This is a genomic window from Cryobacterium gelidum (assembly GCF_004403985.1).
GTDB classification, from domain to species: Bacteria; Actinomycetota; Actinomycetes; order Actinomycetales; family Microbacteriaceae; genus Cryobacterium; species Cryobacterium gelidum.
Genome location: NZ_SOHL01000003.1, coordinates 235,963 through 257,147 on the forward strand (window position 1 = coordinate 235,963; position 21,185 = coordinate 257,147).

Here is a 21,185-nt window from a genome sequence, read left to right on the forward strand (position 1 = left end):
TTACGGGAGTCGGGTGTTGCAAAAACCCGAAAGTCTCTCCCGCACCGAGAACACCCGAACGGAGCCCATCGATGCCACCACGACCGGGGCCCCTACTGCGCGGCCCGTATTGACGATCGCGACATAGAACCCGATCGGGCCCAGAGGGATACTCCCCTTCGCTTGGAAAATCTTATCAGTGGAACGGCCCGCACGCGCACGCGGCCAGCTGCGAGTGGCTGCCGGGGCCGGTCGCCACGACGCAGGCGAGCATCGATGTCGTACCTCGCCGCGGCCTATAGTTGGAGGCTATGACTATGGACCGGCTTCGATGACGGCCGCAGACACCCCGCGCGAATACATCGGCTGGTCCCAGGACGGTCACGCTGCCTCCGCTCTTTGGCAATCGGCCAATGGTGCGTCGGCTCCCAAGCGCGTCGTGCCCGTCGACGACACCATCACAGCGGATGCCGCCTACCGGCTGGCCTCGCAGGGTGTCGGGATGCTCTGGAACGGGGACTTCCAGAACGCCCGCCAGATTCTGACGGCCCTGGAGCACCGCACGCGGCCGCGCCCGGATCGCATCGAGCGCACGACTGCCGAGCTGTTCTACCGCTATCGCCAGAATCGCTCGCACCGGGCGCGGATTCTCGGCCTGCTGCTCGTTCCATTGGATGACGGCAACGTCATCGGGTTGCGCCGGGCTCCCAACGTGGTCGCGGCCACGGTTGATGCCTATGGAAGCATCACCGAGGCATCCGTTGTGTCGCTGCACGAGGTGCTCGGCACGATCGGCGCACACCAGTGGCGCACCAAGGGCATTCCCGTCGCCGCGCTGAACGCCAAGGTGTATCCGCACTACGGCACGTTTTTTCCGGTGCGCAGCGAATACGTCGACCTCGTGGCCAGCGCTCCGCTGGGCACGCCACGGGTCGCCTTCGACATCGGCACCGGTACCGGGGTGCTTGCGGCGGTGCTCGCCACCCGGGGCGTGCCCCGGGTGGTCGCGACTGATATTGAACCGCGCGCCGTCGCATCCGCTCGGGAAACGGTCTCGCGGCTGAAGCTCGATGATCGGGTTGAGGTGCGGCTGGCCGACCTGTTTCCCGACGGGCGCGCCGATCTGATCGTCTGCAACCCGCCGTGGATTCCGGCGACCGCACACTCACTGCTCGACGCGGCCGTCTACGACCCCGGCTCGCGCATGCTCAAAGGATTTCTGGCCGGTGTGCTCGACCATCTGCAACCCGGTGGTGAAGCCTGGCTCGTGCTCTCGGATTTCGCCGAACTGGTCGGGCTCCGCTCCCGTGACGACCTCATGAACGTGATCGATACCGCCGGCCTCCGGGTGCTTGGTGCGCTCGAAGCACCCGCCGGGCACTCCCGCGCAAGCGACACGAACGACCCGCTGCACGCGGTGCGGAGAAACGAAGTCACCTCGCTCTGGCGTCTCACGGCCAGCGAACCAGCCCGCTGACTCGCGAAACTTTACCGGCCTGGCGGGGCCACGAAGCGCGCTGCAAACCGGCTGACATTCGGGTGTTGCCGGGCGGTCTCGGCGGGTACTCTGTCGGCGATGGTGTGTTCTGGGGCGTCATCCTCGGCTTGCTCCAGGCGATCGTCTGGCCGTCTACGTCGTCTGCCACGTGTTAGTCCTGCTCGGCGTTTGAGCCGACGATCTGAGAATTGGAGATTCTGCCATGGAGAACGTGCACAAGCCCGCCGCTACCGCGGCCAGCAGCGAACCGTCAACGGGCTTCTCGAAGGAGGAACGGGCTGCCATCAAGGAGCGCGCCGCCGAACTGCGGGCAGAGAAGCGCCGCAGCCGGGCAACGAACAAGGAGGCGGAGGACACGAGCGCGGTACTCGCTGCGATTGCCCAGATGCCCGATGCGGATCGCGTTCTCGCCGAGCGCCTTCACGCCGTGATCATGGCGACCGTACCGGGCCTGTCACCCAAGCTCTGGTACGGGATGCCCGCGTATGCCAGAGACGGCAACATCGTCTGCTTCTTTCAGGGCGCACAGAAGTTCAAGACGCGGTACGCCACGCTCGGCTTCAACGATGAGGCGAACCTCGACGACGGAACGATCTGGCCGACAGCCTTCGCCCTGACGGGGCTGAGCGAAGCCGACGAAGTAACGATCGCAGCCCTCCTGACGCGGGCTGTGAGCTGATCACCGCCCACTTCAGAACAGCGGCCAGGGCACGGCGGACTGGTCACGGCGCGGAGCGGGAAAGCGGCGCTCGGCCAATAACCGGTCGCAGCGCGCCGCGAGCTGCGCGGCCTCGAGGTCGCTGACGAACCCAGTGAGCGTCTCGCCGAGCTCGCCCGCCAGCTGCGAGCGCACCCGTTCGATCCCGGCCAGCTCGTCGCCGGTGAGATCTTCACCGAGCCAGCCCCACAAAACCGTACGCAGCTTGTCGTCAACGTGAAACGTGAGTCCGTGGTCGACGCCGTGACGGTGTCCGTTCGTCATGGCGAGAATGTGGTCACCCTTGCGATCGGCATTGTTCACGACGATATCGAAGACTGCCATCCGTCGCAGGGCAACAGAATCCTCGTGGATGAGGCTGACCGCACGGTCCTGCTCGTCCTGACCATCCAAAACGTGACGCCAGCCCGTATCCGGGACTGCATCGGTCAACACGAGGTCGACGGCGGTCTGTTCGGGATCAGGTTCCTGCCAGAGCTGCACCATGCCGACGCCTAAGGGACCATCGCGCAACCAGGTGCGCGGTACGACGTTCCAGCCGAGTGCCTCCGAGACCAGGTAGGCCGCGGCTTCGCGGTGGGCCAGGTCACCGTCGGGAAAGTCCCACAATGGACGCTCGCCCGCGATGGGCTTGTAGACGACCGCGATATCGCCGATGCTGCCGAGGAAGGTCGCATTCGAGGCCGTCCGGATGCGTCCGGTGAGCTCGAGACCCGCGTTGACCAGATCCGCATTGCCCCGCTCGGCCTCCGGCACCATCAGTTATCGCCGGGAAGGGTGCAGACGTGCCCTGCTGCGTCGACAGGTGTACCACAGAGAACGCAAATGGGTCGGCCGGCGCCCACCACTTCGCGGGTACGTGTCGCGAAGGCCTGGGCGGTGCCAACGGGGAGGCGTACCAGCAGCATTTCCGCTGGCTGCGCATCGGGGGCGCTGTCCTCGTCCGCGTCCTCGTCGTCGTCCGGCGTGAGCGGATACGCCTCGATCACGACCTGCGCGGTGCGCGGGTCCCAACCCAGGCTCATCGTGCCGGTGCGAAATTGCTCCTCGACCGGCTGTTCCAGTGGGTCGTTGTCGACGAGTTCGATGGGCGTGGTGGCTGGCACGCTGAAGGGGTTGCCGTCGTGCGTCATCAGCTGCTCCAACAGCTCGGTGAGCTTCTCGGCGAGCAGCGCAGATTGCTGTTTCTCCAGGGCGATACTGACAATTTGGGCTCCGGTGCGCACCTGCAGGTAGAACGTGCGTGATCCGGGCAGCCCGACCGTGCCGATGACGACGCGATCGGGCCAGGCAAATTCGTAGACGATTGTGGGCATATGAATATTTTAGGAGCGCAATCTCTGTGGCGCCTCAGGACCGGCCCCGCCGCCGACCGGCGCGTCGGCTCCGGGACTACTCGCGCGTAGCCAGGACAGGTCGCCGGAGTCGGTGTTGGTGGCGATGACATTGGGACGATTGGGCCCGTAGCGCACGATCGACACCGAGGCCGGACCGACAGAAATGCGCTGGAACAGGTCGAGGTGCATGCCGAGCGCATCGGCCAGGATCGACTTGATGATGTCACCGTGGCTGACCGCCACCCACACGGCATCGGGTCCATATTCCGACTCGAACTCCGCATCGCGGCGTCGAATGGCGGCGACCGAGCGGGCCTGCATGGTGGCCATCGACTCGCCACCGGGAAAAACGGCAGCTGAGGGTTGCGTTTGCACGACCGACCACAGTTTTTCGTGAGCGAGGTCATGAAGAGTGCGACCCTGCCAGAGTCCGTAATCACACTCCGTGATCCCCTCCTCCACCGTGGTCACCAGTGCGCCAGGCTGACGTTCAAGAATCTGGTCCGACGTCTGTCGGCATCGTTCCAGCGGACTGGAGACCACACCGACCAGCGGAACGGGGGCAAGTCGCTCCCCCGTGCGGGCGGCCTGGTCACGCCCGAACTGGTCGAGCCTGACCCCGAGGGTACGACCGGCTAACACTCCATCGGCATTGGCTGTGGTGCGACCGTGTCGCACGAGAATGACTGTGGCCATGGTTACGAGCCTATACACGGCGGACCACACCCCGCGACGGCCTAAAAACAAGAAAACCCGGCGCCTTCGCAGAAGAAGGCAACCGGGCAATTGTGACCCCAGCGGGATTCGAACCCGCGTTACCGCCGTGAGAGGGCGATGTCCTAGGCCGCTAAACGATGGGGCCGTTTTGCAACTTACCGAGTATGCCACACGCACGAGGGCACATCCAAACCGAGCGCACGCGGCGCGTCGCCGCGGGTGGGCGTCACCCCGTTCGTACGTGCAGGAACGACGTCCAGAAAGCGGATGCCGTTGCGCCACGACGCGAATCGGGGTTAGCTCGGGGAATGAAACTGACCAAGCTCGAACACGCCGCCCTGATCCTGGAACTGTCTGGCAAGAAGCTCTACATCGACCCCGGTTCGTTCACCAGCGCGCTCAGCGACACGGCGAATGCCGTTGCCGTGGTCATCACCCACGAACACGCCGACCACTGGACCCCCGATCAGCTCGGCCGCATCGTAGAAACGAACTCCGACCTGCGTATTTTCGCGCCGGCCGGCGTCGCTCGGGCCATTGCCGCCGTCAACGCCGATCTCGATGTCACGACGGTGCAGGCCGGCGATACCGTCCTGGTCGCTCCATTCACGCTGCGTTTCTTCGGAGCCACGCACGCGGTCATCCACGAATCGATCCCGGTCATCGACAACGTGGGGGTGTTAGTCAATGACGAGTTGTACTACGCCGGGGACGCTTTCACGATTCCCGAGGGGGTCGAGGTCGGCACGCTCGCCGTACCGGCCGCAGCGCCCTGGATGAAACTCAGTGAGGCGATGGACTACGTTCTGGCCGTGAAGCCCAAGCGCAGCTTCACTACCCACGAGATGTTGCTCTCCCGCGCCGGAAAAGACTTGTCGAACGCGCGAATTCAAGGCGTCACGAAACAGGGCGGCGGCGAGTTCTTTCCGCTGGAACCGGGTGAAAGCCTCGACTTGTAGACCCACCCGACTGCCGCATCCGCTCGAAAACGACCCGCCCTCAGTCAACTTGCGGCGACTGCAATTTAGAGTGCAGTTACTGCACATATGGCCCATGTGGGTCGCACAGAACCGAGGGAAGCACGATGGACTCCGAGTGGGTAATTGATGCGCAGGGCCTGGAGAAATCCTACGGGTCGGGTGCGAGCCGTTTCGACGCTCTGAAAGGCGTCTCCGTTCAGATCGCACCCGGCGAGACCGTGGCCATCGTTGGAAAGAGCGGGTCAGGCAAATCGACCCTCATGCACCTGCTCGCGCTGCTCGACGAGCCCGACCGAGGAACGCTCGAGGTTGCCGGCAGGGAGGCCAAGTCGCTCGCCAAGCGCGCGGTCAACGAGCTGCGCAACAAGGAGTTCGGCTTCGTTTTTCAGCAGTTCTTTCTGACCCCCAACGTGAGTGTGCTCGAGAATGTCATTCTGCCGCTCAAGATCGCCGGCGTTGACGGCAAGGAGCGCCGCCGCCGCGGCATGGAAGTTCTCGAACAGCTCGAACTGGCCGACAAGGCCAGCAGCAAGGCCACGACCCTCTCGGGCGGTCAGAAGCAGCGCGTCGTGATCGGTCGCGCCCTGGTCAATGCGCCACGGGTGATCTTCGCCGACGAACCGACCGGAAACCTCGACACCGCCACCGGCGCCGTGGTGGAAGACATTCTGTTCGAGCTCAATCGCAACCAGGGCATCACGCTCGTCATCGTCACCCACGACGAGGAACTCGCTGCCCGCTGTGATCGCCAGATCTACATTCGCGACGGACTCGTCGTGTCGCACGCTGCCCAGACACACAACCCCGGTGCCCACGCACTTGTCATCGGCGGAGGTACAGCGTGAGAACCAAAGACCTCGTCGCCACCGCGATCTCCAATACCTTTCGCAGCAAGCTCCGCACGACCCTGACCGTTTTGGCCATCTTCGTCGGCGCCTTCACGCTCACACTCACCAATGCCGTCGGCGCGGGAGTCAGTCAGTATGTCGACGCCCAGGTGGGCTCCCTGGGCTCCCCCGACGTGTTCATCATCACGCAGGCGAGCGACGCAACCACTGCCGGAGACGGCCCGGTCCAGTACGACGCGAGCAGTTCGGCATCCGTCTCCAGCCAGCAGGGGCCTCCCGGCACCACGACCAAGGCGCTCACGGCCGCCGACCTCACGACGATTGGCGATACCGCCGGCATCGTCTCGGTCGATCCGATCCGATCGGTGCTGCCCGATTACATCGAATACGACTCCGGATCGCAGTACGAGTTCAGCATCAATGCCACCTCGGCAGTCACCACCGCCGACCTCACGGCGGGCGCGCAGCTCGATGGCGGCGCCACCGCGGCGCAGCTCGTGCTGCCCGACACCTTTGTGAAGCCGCTCGGGTTCGCGTCGGCGGACGACGCGGTGGGGGCATCCGTTTCGATCGGCATCACCGATATTCTCGGCGAGAAGCACACCGTGAATGCCACCATCGTCGGCGTCTCACTCGAGAGCCTGCTCGCTTCGGGCGCGGGGGCCAACGACGCACTGATCGCCGAGTTGGCCGATGCGCAGTCCGGCGGTATCGAGACCGCGGTCACGAGCTACGGTGTGGCTGTCGCTCACTTCGACACCGCGCTGTCAGCGGATGCCGTCACCGCGCTCAAGACGGATCTCGCGGCCGAGGGTTACACCGCGAGCACCATTGCGGACCAGCTGGGGGCCGTGCAGACGGTGATCAACGGCATCGTCGGCGTGCTCAACGCCTTCGCCGTGATTGCCCTGATCGCCGCGGCGTTCGGCATCATCAACACCCTGCTGATGAGCGTGCAGGAACGTACCAGGGAGATCGGTCTGATGAAGGCCATGGGCATGAGCGGCGGCAAGGTGTACACCCTGTTCAGCCTCGAGGCCATCGTCATCGGGTTCCTCGGCAGTGCCATCGGGGCCGGTGTGGCCATCGGTCTCGGCTCGGCCCTGAGTGCCGTGCTGTCACAGGGACTGCTCTCGGGGTTGCCCGGGTTGAACATTCTGCTGTTCGAGCCGGCATCCGTGGCCTTCGTCATCGGTCTGGTCATGCTGATCGCTTTTCTCTCCGGCACGCTGCCAGCCCAGCGGGCGGCCAAGCAAAACCCGATCGAGTCGCTGCGGTACGAGTAGCGCGGTGCCGCCCACCGACACCGAAGACGACGCGGTCCTGGCATCGGCCCTGAACGAGTCCCTCGATCGAACGGTCGCGCTGTTCATTCCTGGCCTGTAGACACTGGCCTGTAGCTCCTGGCGCAGAATTCCGCGGTTTTCCGCGGTGGTCAGGCCTTCCACGCTATGCGCCAGTAGGAAGGCGCAGGCTCCGATACCGGTCGCTTTGCGGGGTTTCCGGCTCGTTTTTGGTTCCGGCATGGAGACCCGCACGCAGGCCGACAGCCTCAGGTCAATGCCTCCAGCAAGGTCTTCCAATGCTGCAAGTCATGGCTTTCACAAGACCACAATTTATACCGCTAGGGGTATATGGTGGCATTGCGGATCAGTGAACGGAAGGAAGTAACTCAGATGATGTGGGGTAACGGAAGTATGGGATGGTCCTGGGGGTTCGGACTGCTGGCCCTGGCAGGCGTCGCCGTGCTCATTTATGTCATTGTTCGGTTACTGTCGAACAAGTCCGGGAGCGATGACACGCGATCCGCTCCCAGGCAAGCTGGTGCCGTCAGTGCCAGGCAGATTCTCGAGGAGCGATTCGCTCGGGGAGAGCTCACTGCGGAGCAGTTCCGTGATCAGTTGCGGGTGCTCGAGGAGGGCCGGTAGTGCCCGATCTCAGTCGCCGGAGCGCCCTGATCCTCGGCGGACTGGGGATTGCAGGCACAGCTGTGGGTGGAACGGGTTTCTTCGTCAATCAACGGATCCCGTCGACTACGTCACCGGCATCTCCGTTCGGAAGCGACCTCATGGAGCCCCCGGAGCTCCGAAGCGTCAGCGGCACTCTTACCGTTGATCTCGAGGCTTCCCCCCAACAGGTGACCATCGCTGGCCGTGACGTGCGTGCGCTGAGTTACAACGGGGGCGTGCCCGGCCCCACCCTGCGCGTTCGAGCGGGAGACACCCTCAGGGTGCGCCTTCGCAATGGGCTGGCAGACCCGAGCAACCTGCACGTGCATGGCCTCCACGTGTCGCCCGAGAATAACGGCGACAACATGTTTGTCACCGTCGCAGCCGGCGACTCCTTTGATTACCAGTACGACCTGCCCGCCAATCATCCGCCGGGCGTGTACTGGTATCACCCGCACCACCACGGTTTCGTGGCCGATCAGGTATTCGGCGGGCTCTACGGCGCCATCATCGTCGAAGACGCCGACCCCATCCCCGCCAGCCGGGAACGCGTCCTCGTCATCTCCGACATCACCCTCGATTCCACGGGAACTATTCCGGCGGCCACAGCGATGGAGAAAATGTCCGGACGCGAGGGAGACCTGGTCCTCGTCAACGGACAGCTCACCTCCGGCATGACTGCCCGTCCTGGCGAACGGGAACGATGGCGCATCATCAATGCCTGCGTGTCCCGCTACCTGCGACTGCGCCTCGACGGGCAGCAGATGTCCCTTCTTGGAATCGACTCCGGACGTTTCGAAGCCGCGCACGAAGTCGATGAGGTCGTGCTGGCTCCTGGCAACCGGGCCGACCTTTTCGTCACCGGCACAGCCGGCACCTCCGTACTGCGCGCCCACGCCTATGATCGAGGCCATTCCGGCAGGATGATGATGGGAGGCGCAGGCTCCGCTGGAGCCGACGACATCGCGCTGGCCACATTCACCGTGGCCGGTGACGCCGTCGCCACAGTCGCCGCCATACCCGGCCAGCCCGTTCCACGTGACCTACGCGCGGCTACCGTAACCGCCCGACGCGAGTTGATCTTCGCGATGGGAATGGGCGGGGACACAGGCAACGGCATGGGTGGAAACATGGACGGCGGCATGGGCGGAGGAATGAGTGGGGGCATGATGTCAGCCACGATCAACGGCCAGGTATTCGATGCCACCCGGATCGACACGACCGTGCAATTCGACAGCGTGGAGGACTGGATGCTGACAAATACCAGCCCGCTCGATCACCCCATGCACCTGCACGTGTGGCCGATGCAGATCATTGAACAGTCAGGCCAGCCCGTCGAATCCATTATGTGGCAGGACGTCGTGAACATTCCGGCACGCAGCACCGTGCGCGTGCGTATCGCGTTTGACGACTTCAGCGGACGCAGCCTGTATCACTGCCACATCCTTGACCACGAAGACAGCGGAATGGCGGGAGTCATCACCGCGAACTGACCCACCGCAACCATCAATTCAAGAAAATGGATCGGGAGAAACGAATGAACTACGCACACACCATCACTGTCTCGCTGCCCTACGAAGAAGCCGTCTCCAGAGTGCGGGAAGAACTCGCCAACCAGGGATTCGGCGTTCTGACCGAAATCGACGTCCACGCGACCTTCGAAACGAAACTCGGCATGGAAAGCGCACACACACTGGGCGACTACCTGATCCTGGGCGCCTGCAACCCGGCCCTCGCCGAACAAGCACTCACCGCAGATCCTGACATGGGATTGCTGCTTCCGTGCAACGTCGTCATCCGACGCAGTCCATCAGCGAATACCACCACGGTGCAAGCCATCAACCCACAAACCATGGTCCAGTTGAGCACTTCTCCAGGGATACAGAACGTTGCCGATCAAGCCGATGGACGTCTTCTCGCCGCGCTAGCCGCTCTCCAAGGAGAAAACAGAAGCGAGTAATGTGCGCTCTGGTCCGCTGAAGCACGGTGCGGGCTTTGTCGCTGAATCTGTGCAACGCAGCGCGTCGCGGCGCTCTTTTCTGACGCGAAAGCCGCGCCTATACCAGACCTCGGAACGAGGATGTCCCCACCCCCGGCCATTGTCATGCGTTAGCGTCCGAGTAACCGGGACCAGAATGATCCGGTCGATTTTTCGTTCACGTGCCCGGCGCATTGTTGGTTGCGTGGCACGCCGCGCATTACCTAATCGATGTACTGGCCGCAGCCAGCCCAGCCCACGGCGAGCGATGTTCTCGCTCAGCTGGCGCCGCACGCATGATCCTGGCCGCGCTGGTTCTCGAAGTGATCGTCGGTGTGCTTCTCGGCGTGGTCAGTGGGGGGCGGGTCATTCCTGGCCGTTCCGGCATTGGTTTACGGTGTCAAAGTACCCCCGAGGAGGCGATACCGACCTCGCTGATTGGACCGGATGCGACATGCATGTCGACGACGTTTTGGCCGACATCCCAACGAGTCAGCAGTGCATCTGCACACCCGCTTGAACTTCTCACCGCTCGCGGGCGGCGCGAGGTTTTCAGCTAGCTCCGCATGGATCGCGTCGATCTCGAACCCCGCGAACGCAACGCCCGACTGCGGTTAGCCGCCGTACAGCACGTTGTCACTGTGGTCAGCGGTACTTTTCGTGAGTTCATCGGGGATTGTCTTCTGGCCTCGCGTTCACGCAGAGGCTGCCAACGGTGGTGAGGGCGTCTCCGGGGGCCTGTGTAGCGGTGCGGTCTGGGAAGTAGGCGTCGTCGTGGCTGGCGCGGTATGGAACGCCAGCGCGTCCGACTCCGACGTCGGTTCTCTCGCCGCGGAACACCAAGCGGCTTACACGGCTACCGGCCCGAGCAGGCCCGAGCAGGCGCCGGAATAGAGGCGTTCTATCGAAGGATGAGATCCAGGACCGTACAGCGCTGTGCGCGCTCGCACGGCGCCTGGACCTCAACCTTGGCCAGACGCTTCTGTCTAGTGCAGAACTCCGCAGGCGACCGGGTCGGTCGCCTCAGCGGGGAGGGTGGGGTCGAGCTCGCTCGCACCCTGGGGATCGCTGAAGTTGTACGTTCCGTTGCCGTCGTAGTCGTTTCCGTGGATCACTACGACGCCTTCGCCACCGCGAATGGCCTTGGCGATCTGCGCGGCAGTGCCGAGCCCTCCGGCTCCCGGGTAGCCAGTTCCGGCCACGTCCGTGAATCGGATGTTGGTGCGAAGGTAGCTATAGGTGCCGTTTTTCGAGACGGGGAACCGGGACACGTCCAGGAAACTGGCCGGCGTGGTGTCTCCGCTGGTGTTCAAGGACACAACAACGGGGCCGTAGGCCGGAACACCCTCAGCGGTGTTCAGTCGTCCGTCGCCGTTACTGTCCAACGCCAGCGTAGGGCACTCATTCATGGCCTGTTGGCCGTAGTGGATGTGCTGGGCGTGGGGAGCATTGGGCGTCAAACCCTTCGCGCGGATTCCGATCGCCCGGATTGTCTCGCCGCGAACGACGGCGATGACCTTACCCGACGCTCCTGAGTCGTTAAGCTCCGTGAGGTGGGCGGTCAGCACCACGTTACCGCGCACCGATTTCGGGACATGCGCTGACGCTGGCGCAGCGCCCAGCGACAAGGCGATTAGCGCGGCTGCACTCGCGCCGAGCACCAGCTTGATGTTCTTCTTCACGATTCACTCCTATGTGTCCTCGCCCATCGGGACGATCCCGACGATCAATGCGACAGCGGTGATACGTGGCCCTCAGCCAAATGCATTGGCATTTTTCGCACGCACGCACGCTTGCGGCGAAGAGTATCCGCAAATCGAGCTTTCTGACAGTGGTGGTTGCCAAGACTTCGGCTGATCAAATCAAATTCCGCTGCCGAAATCGCTGGGATGGACGTCGCAATGCGCAGCCGCACGATATAAGCAGCACCCCGGATATCCTCGAGCGCAACCCGGTTCGTGGGCACGCGCGCAATGGACTCCTGCATAGCGAGATGCATCCTCAAGCGCGCAGCGCACCTTCGGCCGTCCCTCACGAAAGCCGGCCCCAGCGACGTTGGGTATCGAATCGGCCGATCGCGCAACACCGAGGTCTTGGCGAGCGGCGAGGACTCGATCCTGGTCATCGGCCCGGTCGTGACCACCTCGACGCGCCCCAATAACCTCACGACCACGCTGCGAGCCCGTCACCAGCTTGAACCCGTCGCGGTGTTCGATCCGCAACAGCTGGCGGCCGGCGTGCCCGTTGGGCTGCGGTGGTCAACGATTCGCGGTTGCGAAGACCCGCTCACGGGCATGATCCCCGCAGCGGGGCTCGCCACCGGAACCGGTCTGGCAGCCGGCGGTCTTTACGGCCGAGGATTCTGGGAAGCCAAAACCCGCACAGCCCTGCAATCGTGTGCTGCACGCCGCAGCGCTCGACCACTGCCCGCCCGCCGAACTGTTTCGGTGGACTCTCGGCCCGGCCGCCGCCCATGACGCGGTCTCCATCCTGCTGAGCACTCCCGCCGCGGCCACCGGTTGGGGCGACGCGTTCCGGGCCATGCTCGAAGCCGACCCATGCACACGCGATTCAATCTGGCAAGGTGTCTCCCTGTCGTTGGGTGCCTTGGCTGACCCGCGAGTGCTGGACCCCGTATCACCGCCGGAAGGCGAGGAGTTCGACCCTGCGGGTTCTTGCGCAGCAATGGCACTCTTTACCTGCTCGCAATTGGCGCGGGGTCGAACAACTCGGCCGCACTCGTGTCGGCGTTTGTCGAGGACCTCATGGAGACCGCGCGCCGCATCGCGGCTCGAAGCGCGGGTGCACGACTCGACCCGCCGCTGCTCGCCCTCGACGAGTTCGGCAACCTGGCGCCACTCCCCTTGCTTCCCACGCTCATGGCGGAAGGCGGCGGCACCGGCATTACGACCATGCCGGTGCTGCAGTCCCTCGCGGAAGCACGCACGAAGTGGAGCGACAACGCGGCCGGAACCATCTGGGACTCCTCGATCGTCAAGATCGTGATCGGCGGAGCCGATCCAACTCAAGCGACCTGCACGACCTCTCCACCCTCATCGGCGACCGCGACGAATCCACCGACTCGACCACGATCGGTGATCGCGGCTCACGGTCATCGCAGCGCTCCATCCGTTGCGCACGTCGTCCTGCCCAATATCAGCCGCTTCCGCACCACGAGCGCGCGGCCGGGCCACCTCAGCCGGTTGGTTGTTCATGGGTACGGTCGCAGGTCGAGGTGGATGCGAGTCCACACGCTTATATCGGGCATGCGAACAAACTCCGGATACGGACCGACACCCGCAGCTCGTCGGTCACGCCCGATCCATCGCTGGACACACCCCAACCAATCACTTCCGCCCAAAACCGGCCAAGGGCTGAGTCATCCCGAGCCTTAAATTCACTTGAACTAATCGAAGCACCATGGTGCGCGGGCCTACTCGTGGAAATCACCGGACACGCCGGTCCCGTCGGCGTGACTCAGTTAGACCCCAGTCCAGCGAGTCAAGCCGGAACACCGATCAAGAGACAGGCTCTGTCACCGTCGCGCCGACATTGGATATGTGGGCAGCATAAGGAAGACCAACGGTGGACTTGGAGGCCCACAACATTTCTCGTACGGAAGACGCCCGATGACCGACTCGTTCTGGGCGCTGACGCGACGGCACGCGGTGTCGCCGATGGCTCAGCCTCCGAGTAGCCCTCCGATTTCAAGACTCCTTCCGAGCTCAACCTGGCAGCTACGCTTTGCCGGCAATGGAGCTTCGCTGGGCTTCGTCCTACGAGACACCGAGCTCTCGGGTGTTCCTTAGATTCCGCACCCGTTTAGGGGCGGGAGGCTTTCGCCTGTGGCCGATAGAGTGCAGGAGCTGTCACACCGCGTCGACTCGTACATCATTGCTCCAAGTTCAGTGGGGATGCCATGAAGAAGATCTTGGGTGCAATACTCGTTTGCATCGTTGTCATCGCACTGTCGGCGTTCTCTATCGTCAGATCCCTCGAGGACCGGGTCACCGACGAGTTCGTGGCGCAGATGTCGAGGCTGGCAATCCCCGGGGACTGGGAGCCGCTGGACGACATCGTCCGCCGCGAACAATTTCTGTGCATGAGCACGAACCCGTGTCCGAGTATCGCCCGGCGCTGGCAATCAGACACGGCGGTGACCGTCCAAGATGTAGAACAGATTGGTGCTCCGGCGGACGTCATCTTCTCCGTGGAGGGGACGTGTCAGCGGCCAGCCACGGCAACCGGGCCCACGACCTTGTGCATCGGGTACGCAACCGAGAACGGCTACGCGAACCAGCTAACGGTGAGCAGCGAGCTGGTTGGTCTCCAGGTGGCGTTGAGCGTGCGCCCGTCCTGAACGCGGGCACCTAGCCGAAAAAACTCCTCGCCCACGCGCCTTGTGCTGGCGCGAAGTGGGGGTACGTGCGCGGGGCGCCCTACATGTAGCTTGACACCGATTCATCGCGGCAATGAGCCGCGTCGCTTTTCCACCTGTCCGAAGTATCCTGCTACAGCTACTACACGGGGGTAATTCTGTAAGCCGAAGCTTTTCCTGGCCCTAGGCGCGGTGACGGCGCTCTTGGCGCCCCTCGGCAGCATGCCGGCGGCCTACGCTGTCGATCCGTTGACAATCTTCTGGAGGAAGCCAACGCGGCGAGGGACAGCGAAACACACGGTCACCGTAAACGGTGACACCGTCGGCATGATCGGGGACCATGGTCATGTCGAGAACTGACTACAACCGGAGAGCGATGCTTGATACTTACGGGCCAAGAGACGGGGGCGACCGATGCACGATGTGACCGTCAACGGAAATGCACATGTGGGCGTCATCGATGATCACGCCCACATGGAGAATGTCACGCCTCGCCGACCGGCCGCTTGGCTAATGGTGGCCGGTTCGTCGCCGCCCTTGGCGTCGGCCTTCAAGCCTCGTAGAGATATTGAGGACAAGATCACTGGCACCTTGCGACCGGTTCTCTGCGGGGGTGGGGGTATGGGAAAGTCCCAATTGGCCGTCAGCGCCTACACGTCCAGCTCAGCGGACGTGCGAGTGTGGGTATCCGGAGAATCGCGTGTCTCGGTGATCATCGGGTACGCCGCCACCGTGTAGCTCGACCTTGCCGACGCAGACAGCGGTCCGGAAAACCTAGCTCGACGGTTCCTAAGTTTCCTGGCGGGTACTGACCGACCGTGGCTGGTGGTCATCGATGATCTCACCGAACCCGCAGACCTTGACGACCTGTGGCTAGTCGGCGTCGGCCGGGTCGTGGTCACCCTGAATGGTACGAAGTTCGTTGCTGGCGACGGCCAACAGCATTACATGGACCTCGTTGTTCCTGGTTCCAGTGTTTCTTGCCAGGCCGGCGCAATCACGGTCGGAGCGAAGATCACAACGGACTCCAGAAGTACACTCAGACTGATTACTCCCGGCGCCCGCTCAATCAATGGCCCAAAGGCCATAAACGCAAGTGGACACGTCGGCTGCGTCAAAGCCTCTGGCATGGTCACGGTCCACAATGAATGACGTCGACAAAGGACATGTCAGCCGACACAGTCTGCACCTCCTCTGGGCGGTGCCTCTGGCATTAGCACCCGGTTATGTTGCGGCTTCACTGGCGCGATTCGAGCGCTGCGGGATCGATCAGTGCCTTGGTGACCCCGGAGGATTCGCATCACCAAGCGCGTCAAACGGAGTCACGGCGGCAATCGTTGCGGGGGTATGCATGTTCGCGGCTCTGGCGCTCACCCCGTGGTTTCGCACGTTCTGGCTTAGGCTCAATTTCAGCCTCATCCTCTCGGTCCTCGTAGCTGCCTTTTGCATCTGGAGAATTCTCTTCACGAGATGACCCAATGAGCCCCACTGGGGATCTGCCTGTGGATTATCAATCCACTCGAAAATCCATGCAACCGAGGTATGGGCCCTGGAACCGCTTTGCAGGAGCGCAAATCAAGGCACAAGAAACGTCATGGTGACGGTACCGAGGATCAGCAGGGCGTGCAGGATCGGGCGGTTGCGCAGTGTGCTTTTTGACATTTTGCACCGACGGGGAATCGCAGTGGTGTAGGTCATCACCTGTCCTCTCGGGTGGCGCCACGGCTGATCAGCGTCATGGCCAGCAGGAAGGCGAACAGGAATAAGCGGCGAGGTGGCCGGCGGTTTCGAAGTGCCTGCCGGCGACTTGGGTGAAGAGCCGGGCTGCGGTCCTGACGCCGACTCCGGGCATGCTCGTCTGGGCAAGGGGAAGAAGTGCGCCTCCACCAGCTTCTCGACCTCGACGGCGAAATCAGACCGCTGCCGGCGAAGGGCGGCGAGCTGTCCAGCCAAGCGCTGCAGGACCGTCGCAGCGGCAAGGGTGCCGACGACCACGACGGTCTGTTCACCGAGTGCGTGAGTGCTTTCCTCCGCGAGGCGGCGGCCCATCCGTGAGGCCAGCTTCAGCAGCCGAGTGGCCATCCGAGTGGTGCCGACAGCTTTCATCGATGCCGGTGACGGGTGATGCTGGAGCGGATCCAGCATGGCCGGGTGGTCTAGGTGCGGGCCCACGACGCGCGCCAACGCTGGATGGATCTGGGTCAGCAGCCCACGAATCCGGTTGCTAGTCGCGGTCATCGGACCGACGATGTCATCGTCAAAACCAAGCAACTTCGACAACTCTGCGACCGATTCATCGGCGAGCTGGATCGACCGCAACGCATGCTCGGAGGAAGTGATCCAACAGGCCGCTACCCAATCAGCCGCACTCCCCCCGCACCGAGGCACAATGATTACGCGGGCAGTCGTCTCGTCGGACTCATGGGTCTAGTACGACAGGCTGCCCGCCTTCGCACGGGTGAGGATCTGCTAAAGCCACAGCTCGACGGCGTCAGCGATCGTGCTCGACGGCGCAAGCGCTCCGGTGCCACCGGTAGTCAGTGCCATCGCCTGCCGACTGACATCGGCGCGCGCCCTCTCCTCGGTGTCGTCCACGGCAGAGAGGCGATGCACGGCGCTACTGTCGTGACGCATGGATGCGCGAGCACGATACCGGCCGCTCGGAGGGACATCGACGACGATGTTGCCCAGTTCACCAGCGAGAATCTGCGTCCTAACCATGCCGATGCTCCTGAACCTAGGTGAGCACATCCTGCAGGTCGTACCGCACGTGCCGGCCGAGCTTCGGATACGGCGGCCCTGCCTGCATCACACACCAGTCCTCCAGCGTGCGCTCGGGCAGACGGAGCAGCTCGGAAAGCCCGCACTGGGTGAGAAACGTGGGAGTGATTTGCGTCGCTGCGTCCATACCCAACAGGTGCGCGAACGACGTCATAAGCAGCCCGCCTGTGCCGTGACAGGCCCGTGTCGGCCCGGGCAGCAGAAGCCACCAGCAGCCCCGAAGAGGGTTTTTGTTGTAATTTCCGGTAATCGGCCCTGTTTTGGGCCTGAAGAAAAGGATGGGCGATCAGTGATTTCGCCGCGGAATCCTGCGCCTGTTAGTGCTGGGGTACCTGGACTCAATCAAGAATGGATGATAGTCGTCTTGGTCTTGTCGCGAACCCGCAAAAGGGGCGGAATTCCACGGTCGTCATGCTCTTTAGTGTATGCATTGTACGGAGATCTACAGGCGGATTCTGGTCGCATTCCGGGGTTCTGGGCGCGTTTCTGGTCACATTAGGATGTGGCGGGGTGTCGATATCGGTAAGCCCGCAATGGTCCATGGGACAAGCTTCGGCGCGTTCCGTGAGCGCATCGGTGCAGTGTTCTGACGCCATTCGGGCGAGTGGACTACGCCAATATTCACGGGGCAATTTGAATATTCCGCTAGGAACGACCCGTCAACTAGGCTCGGAACGGTTCCAGTGGCTTACTGTCACTCATTTGGTCGAATCTTGCCCAGTTTCTGCAGCCCGATTTGGTATCGCACAGCTTGGTAAAAAGTTATGAAGGTCAAGGTCAAGGTCAAGGTCAAGGTCAACGCATCGCCCTTGTGGATACTCCTCTCCGCGCCTAACTAGCCCGTTCTCACACGCTTGGATTACGGCGTGAGTATGCCTGCGAGTCTTCTGGGCGACGGACAAAACTGGTTCTCCAGCAAGGAGCGAAAGCCGAGAGGTGTGTTCGCGCATGTGTCCTTGTAGGACTGTCCGGCGCCTGACGCTACCGCAACTGCGGACGGGACTGAGAGCAGGATCGCCAGCACGCCCCACATGAGACCGCGGCGGGTGTAAATCGCGTCAAACACAATGTTGGTCGGCACGAACGGTCGCACTGCAAAGTGGATGCGGGCGGTGACGCCCAAGATGATGCCAAACACGTGCGCGCTTGCACATTGCGTGCTGTGCCCCCCGTTCGATGGTTGGCTCGTTCGACTAATATCAAGCGCTACTCGCGAGAAACCCCCAAAGATATTCCGGGATTTAAGGTTTCCTCACCACAAGGTTTTGAAGTGAGCGGATCGGTTGATCAGGTGAGTACGCATCAACCCAGACAATTTGCACCTTAACAAACTCACTGGGCGCGTTGAATCGGTCATTTGACACGAACATCTACGTCCATTAGTGTTCAGACCACCTGATTACCTGTTCTCACCGGAGACGCAGCGCTGCGGTGTTTGGATTCAGAACCACGCGATGGAGCGAAGGGTGCCCTCGATGAAGAAGTTCCTGAACGACCCGGCGCATGCCGTGACGGATTACCTCGTAGGTTTGGCCGCAGCGCATCCGACGATCGTGAAATTTGATGCCGCCCACCGCATCATTGTGCGCGCAGCGGATCCCCGGACCGGCAAGGTCGGGCTGATTGCGGGGGGAGGTTCTGGTTGCGAGCCGCTCCATACCGGTTTCGTGGGTCACGGCATGCTCGACGCTGCCTGCCCCGGCGAAATTTTCACCTCCCCGGTTCCGAAACAGATCGTGGCCGCGACACGAGCAGCGGACCAAGGCTCTGGAGTACTACATGTGATCAAGAATTTTAGCGGCGAGGTGATGAACTTCGGTATGGCCACCGAACTGCTTGCTTTCGAAGGAATTGCGATTGACTCCGTGCTTATTGACGACGACGTCTCCATTCCGGACATGCCAGGTACGGCCGGAAGACGAGGGCTAGGAGCTACCGTGCTGGTTGAAAAGATCGCGGGGGCTGCGGCCGAGCGCGGCGATGACCTGGCATCCGTAACGTGTATTGCTCGCCGAGTGAATGCCCGCACGCGCACATTCGGGGTTGGTTTAAGCTCGTGCACGCCGCCGCTTCGCGGAAAGCCGATATATGACTTGCCCGATGACGAGATCGAAATCGGCATCGGTATTAGCGGTGAACCCGGTCGGGAACGCGTGGCTATGAGAAATGTCCAAGAAATCGCCAGAACCATGATTGCTGAAGTCCTGGCCGATCTGCGGCCAACTCCGGGCGCTGCGCTGCTCGTTATGGTCAATGGGATGGGCGCGACCCCGCTTAGCGAGCTATACGTGCTCTACGGAGAGTGTGATCAAGCGCTCCGCTCGGCAGGGCTGAACCCGGTGCGCAGCCTTGTGGGGAACTATGTCACCTCCCTCGACCAAGCCGGGGCAGCCCTGACCATTCTCGAACTTGACGACGAAATGACAGTTTTGTGGGATGCACCGGTGCGTACTTCCTCGATTACGTGGGGAGCGTTAGCATGAATGGTCGCGTAGATACCGCACAATTAGCCGCCTGGATGTGCGAATGTTCCCGTCTGATCGACGTGCACATCGACACGTTGAATGATTTGGATGCGACGGGTGGGGATGCCGACCACGGCTCCAACTTGGAACGCGGCTTCACGGCCGCGACTGCGTCAGGCTTCAGCGAAAAAATGACATCACCGCGCGAACTTCTCAAACATGTGGGTTCGACGATCGTCGACATCGTAGGTGGTTCTAGCGGCGCTGTTTATGGCACCTTCTTCTTGCGCATGGCGCTAGCAAGCGGGGAACTCAAGTGGGTGGACGGCGCTACTTTCGCCCAGATGCTTCGAGCTGGGGGCCAAGGAATCATCGATCGCGGTGGAGCGCAGGTCGGTGATAAAACTCTCTATGACTCGTTAGCGCCGGCTATCGCTGCCCTAGATAATGCTTTAGTCGCGGGCGAAACTTTGGCCAGCGCCCTGCAAATGGCGGCCGAAGCCGCCGAGGCCGGGCGGGACAGCACCGTGGCTTTGGCTGCTCGCAAGGGACGGGCGAGCTATCTTGGTGACCGAACTATCGGCTACGCCGATGCAGGCGCCACGTCAATGGCCCTGGTGCTTCGAGCAGCCGCGACCACTCTAATCTGACTCGTGCGCACACCGAACATGAGCTCCCCCGCTTCTCACAAGGTTGAAGTGGCGCTCGAAGCCGCATCCGACATTGCCGAAAGTCCCTGGTGGGATACCGAGCGGGCGCAACTGCTCTGGGTAGATATTCCCAGAGGAGAGATCCATTATTTTGATCCGGTTTCCGGCAGTGACGACAGCATGAGCGTGGGCCAGCCGGTCGGGGCAGTGGTAGGTCGGCGGTTTGGCGGTGTTGTTTGTGCGGTGCGAGACGGGATTGGCTTTGCCAATCTCGAGACGGGGGCGTTCGAGCTGGCTCTTCCCATCGAATTGGATCGCCCAACTAACCGCATGAACGACGGCGCTTGTGACCCCGCGGGCCGGCTCTGGGTCGGCACGATGGACACTAATTTGCGCCCTGGGGCTGGAAGCCTTTACCGTGTATCGGCCGATCTGGTCTCATCGAAGATAATTTCACCGGTGTCGATCTCGAACGGCCTGGACTGGAGTCCTAACGGTCAAACCATGTACTACATTGACTCCCTGACTCGACAAATTGTCGCGTGGGACTTCGAACCCAGTACCGGATCGTTGAGCAACAGTCGAACTCTTGTGCAAACCCCCGATGAAGTGGCCACTCCTGACGGAATGGCCGTCGACACGCAGGGCTGCTTGTGGGTTGCGATGTGGGACGGTGGCAGCGTACGTCGGTATAGTCCCACAGGTGAGCTGTTGACGGTGATTGATCTGCCCGTCTCGCGGGTCACCAGTGTTGCTTTCGGCGGTGCGCGCCTAGATCAACTCTTCATCACGTCGGCCCGTGCAGGGCTAACGCCGAATCAACTCGAACGCGAACCACTCGCCGGGTCGATCTTTGTAGTCGATCCGCAGGTAACCGGCCTGGCCCCACACCGCTTTGCTGGCTAAG

At 62.5% G+C, this 21,185-nt stretch carries 18 protein-coding genes, 1 tRNA gene and 2 pseudogenes; 13 read left to right on the forward strand and 8 right to left on the reverse strand.

Annotation, left to right across the window (positions count from 1 at the left end; translation table 11 throughout):
• Positions 1–310 precede the first annotated feature (310 nt).
• Positions 311–1,456, forward strand: a complete 1,146-nt coding sequence (locus tag E3T50_RS01260) for a methyltransferase (RefSeq protein ID WP_134550206.1) — start codon at positions 311–313, stop codon at positions 1,454–1,456.
• A 223-nt stretch (positions 1,457–1,679) separates the two neighbouring features.
• A complete protein-coding gene (locus E3T50_RS01265; protein WP_134550207.1) occupies positions 1,680–2,156 on the forward strand; it encodes an iron chaperone in 477 nt (158 codons plus the stop codon).
• A gap of 12 nt (positions 2,157–2,168) precedes the next feature.
• Here E3T50_RS01265 and E3T50_RS01270 read toward each other — a convergent pair whose 3' ends face one another.
• From E3T50_RS01270 to E3T50_RS01285, 4 genes are all read right to left on the reverse strand, one after another.
• Positions 2,169–2,954 (reverse strand): SCO1664 family protein, encoded by a 786-nt coding sequence (locus E3T50_RS01270; RefSeq protein WP_134550208.1) that lies wholly within the window; start codon positions 2,952–2,954, stop codon positions 2,169–2,171.
• Positions 2,954–3,511 (reverse strand): DUF3090 domain-containing protein, encoded by a 558-nt coding sequence (locus E3T50_RS01275; RefSeq protein WP_134464884.1) that lies wholly within the window; start codon positions 3,509–3,511, stop codon positions 2,954–2,956. The genes E3T50_RS01270 and E3T50_RS01275 overlap by 1 nt, the downstream gene beginning before the upstream one ends.
• 9 nt (positions 3,512–3,520) lie before the next feature.
• Complete coding sequence (locus tag E3T50_RS01280; protein ID WP_134550209.1) at positions 3,521–4,228, reverse strand: histidine phosphatase family protein; 708 nt, start codon at positions 4,226–4,228, stop codon at positions 3,521–3,523.
• A 93-nt stretch (positions 4,229–4,321) separates the two neighbouring features.
• A tRNA-Glu gene (locus E3T50_RS01285) sits at positions 4,322–4,394 on the reverse strand.
• Positions 4,395–4,557: 163 nt separating this feature from the next.
• On the opposite strand from E3T50_RS01285, the gene E3T50_RS01290 reads away from it, so the two are divergent.
• From E3T50_RS01290 to E3T50_RS01315, 6 genes are all read left to right on the forward strand, one after another.
• Entirely contained in the window at positions 4,558–5,208 is a 651-nt protein-coding gene (locus E3T50_RS01290; protein WP_134550210.1) for an MBL fold metallo-hydrolase, read from the forward strand.
• Positions 5,209–5,333: 125 nt separating this feature from the next.
• Positions 5,334–6,074 carry an ABC transporter ATP-binding protein gene (locus E3T50_RS01295; protein ID WP_134550211.1) on the forward strand — a complete coding sequence of 247 codons (741 nt, stop codon included), beginning with the start codon at positions 5,334–5,336 and terminating at the stop codon, positions 6,072–6,074.
• Positions 6,071–7,363, forward strand: a complete 1,293-nt coding sequence (locus tag E3T50_RS01300; RefSeq protein ID WP_134550212.1) for an ABC transporter permease — start codon at positions 6,071–6,073, stop codon at positions 7,361–7,363. The genes E3T50_RS01295 and E3T50_RS01300 overlap by 4 nt, the downstream gene beginning before the upstream one ends.
• Positions 7,364–7,753: 390 nt before the next feature.
• Entirely contained in the window at positions 7,754–8,005 is a 252-nt protein-coding gene (locus E3T50_RS01305; RefSeq protein ID WP_134550213.1) for an SHOCT domain-containing protein, read from the forward strand.
• The gene (locus tag E3T50_RS01310) at positions 8,005–9,519 is read left to right on the forward strand and encodes a multicopper oxidase family protein (protein WP_134550214.1); all 1,515 of its coding nucleotides are present in this window, start codon (positions 8,005–8,007) and stop codon (positions 9,517–9,519) included. Before E3T50_RS01305 ends, E3T50_RS01310 begins: the two co-directional genes overlap by 1 nt.
• A gap of 44 nt (positions 9,520–9,563) precedes the next feature.
• Complete coding sequence (locus tag E3T50_RS01315; protein ID WP_134550462.1) at positions 9,564–9,986, forward strand: DUF302 domain-containing protein; 423 nt, start codon at positions 9,564–9,566, stop codon at positions 9,984–9,986.
• A gap of 1,004 nt (positions 9,987–10,990) precedes the next feature.
• Here E3T50_RS01315 and E3T50_RS01320 read toward each other — a convergent pair.
• Positions 10,991–11,686, reverse strand: coding sequence for a hypothetical protein (locus E3T50_RS01320; protein ID WP_134550215.1), 696 nt, complete (start codon positions 11,684–11,686; stop codon positions 10,991–10,993).
• 306 nt (positions 11,687–11,992) lie between these two features.
• Between E3T50_RS01320 and E3T50_RS01325 the strand changes: the two are divergent.
• Positions 11,993–13,137, forward strand: a pseudogene (locus tag E3T50_RS01325) (type IV secretory system conjugative DNA transfer family protein); the annotation flags it as partial.
• Between the two features lie 786 nt (positions 13,138–13,923).
• Positions 13,924–14,364: a hypothetical protein gene (locus E3T50_RS01330; RefSeq protein ID WP_134550216.1), complete on the forward strand. Its 441-nt coding sequence runs from the start codon at positions 13,924–13,926 to the stop codon at positions 14,362–14,364.
• Between the two features lie 1,777 nt (positions 14,365–16,141).
• On the opposite strand, the pseudogene E3T50_RS01335 reads toward E3T50_RS01330, so the two are convergent.
• The 3 genes and pseudogenes from E3T50_RS01335 to E3T50_RS01345 all read right to left on the reverse strand — a co-directional run.
• A pseudogene (locus E3T50_RS01335) lies at positions 16,142–16,707 on the reverse strand (IS110 family transposase); the annotation flags it as partial.
• Positions 16,708–16,851: 144 nt separating this feature from the next.
• A complete protein-coding gene (locus E3T50_RS01340; protein WP_134550217.1) occupies positions 16,852–17,103 on the reverse strand; it encodes a hypothetical protein in 252 nt (83 codons plus the stop codon).
• Between the two features lie 16 nt (positions 17,104–17,119).
• Positions 17,120–17,317 carry a MerR family transcriptional regulator gene (locus E3T50_RS01345; protein ID WP_241990687.1) on the reverse strand — a complete coding sequence of 66 codons (198 nt, stop codon included), beginning with the start codon at positions 17,315–17,317 and terminating at the stop codon, positions 17,120–17,122.
• A 1,321-nt stretch (positions 17,318–18,638) separates the two neighbouring features.
• On the opposite strand from E3T50_RS01345, the gene dhaK reads away from it, so the two are divergent.
• Genes dhaK through E3T50_RS01360 form a run of 3 tightly spaced genes read left to right on the forward strand, consistent with a single transcriptional unit; the run spans position 18,639 to position 21,184 of the window.
• A complete protein-coding gene (gene dhaK, locus E3T50_RS01350) occupies positions 18,639–19,646 on the forward strand; it encodes a dihydroxyacetone kinase subunit DhaK (RefSeq protein ID WP_134550218.1) in 1,008 nt (335 codons plus the stop codon).
• A complete protein-coding gene (gene dhaL / locus E3T50_RS01355; protein ID WP_134550219.1) occupies positions 19,643–20,278 on the forward strand; it encodes a dihydroxyacetone kinase subunit DhaL in 636 nt (211 codons plus the stop codon). The genes dhaK and dhaL overlap by 4 nt, the downstream gene beginning before the upstream one ends.
• 3 nt (positions 20,279–20,281) lie before the next feature.
• Complete coding sequence (locus E3T50_RS01360; RefSeq protein WP_134550220.1) at positions 20,282–21,184, forward strand: SMP-30/gluconolactonase/LRE family protein; 903 nt, start codon at positions 20,282–20,284, stop codon at positions 21,182–21,184.
• Position 21,185 lies beyond the last annotated feature (1 nt).

What these genes read in the sequence shown, in the direction of transcription:
- E3T50_RS01295 (WP_134550211.1), top strand. Translation starts at nt 5,334, where the DNA reads ATGGACTCCGAGTGGGTAATTGATGCGCAGGGCCTGGAGAAATCCTAC.
- E3T50_RS01345 (WP_241990687.1), bottom strand. Translation starts at nt 17,317, where the DNA reads ATGACGTCGTTCGCGCACCTGTTGGGTATGGACGCAGCGACGCAAATC.
- E3T50_RS01305 (WP_134550213.1), top strand. Translation starts at nt 7,754, where the DNA reads ATGATGTGGGGTAACGGAAGTATGGGATGGTCCTGGGGGTTCGGACTG.
- E3T50_RS01290 (WP_134550210.1), top strand. Translation starts at nt 4,558, where the DNA reads ATGAAACTGACCAAGCTCGAACACGCCGCCCTGATCCTGGAACTGTCT.
- dhaK (WP_134550218.1), top strand. Translation starts at nt 18,639, where the DNA reads ATGAAGAAGTTCCTGAACGACCCGGCGCATGCCGTGACGGATTACCTC.
- E3T50_RS01330 (WP_134550216.1), top strand. Translation starts at nt 13,924, where the DNA reads ATGAAGAAGATCTTGGGTGCAATACTCGTTTGCATCGTTGTCATCGCA.
- E3T50_RS01340 (WP_134550217.1), bottom strand. Translation starts at nt 17,103, where the DNA reads ATGGTTAGGACGCAGATTCTCGCTGGTGAACTGGGCAACATCGTCGTC.
- E3T50_RS01315 (WP_134550462.1), top strand. Translation starts at nt 9,564, where the DNA reads ATGAACTACGCACACACCATCACTGTCTCGCTGCCCTACGAAGAAGCC.
- dhaL (WP_134550219.1), top strand. Translation starts at nt 19,643, where the DNA reads ATGAATGGTCGCGTAGATACCGCACAATTAGCCGCCTGGATGTGCGAA.
- E3T50_RS01280 (WP_134550209.1), bottom strand. Translation starts at nt 4,228, where the DNA reads ATGGCCACAGTCATTCTCGTGCGACACGGTCGCACCACAGCCAATGCC.
- E3T50_RS01260 (WP_134550206.1), top strand. Translation starts at nt 311, where the DNA reads ATGACGGCCGCAGACACCCCGCGCGAATACATCGGCTGGTCCCAGGAC.
- E3T50_RS01275 (WP_134464884.1), bottom strand. Translation starts at nt 3,511, where the DNA reads ATGCCCACAATCGTCTACGAATTTGCCTGGCCCGATCGCGTCGTCATC.
- E3T50_RS01265 (WP_134550207.1), top strand. Translation starts at nt 1,680, where the DNA reads ATGGAGAACGTGCACAAGCCCGCCGCTACCGCGGCCAGCAGCGAACCG.
- E3T50_RS01270 (WP_134550208.1), bottom strand. Translation starts at nt 2,954, where the DNA reads ATGGTGCCGGAGGCCGAGCGGGGCAATGCGGATCTGGTCAACGCGGGT.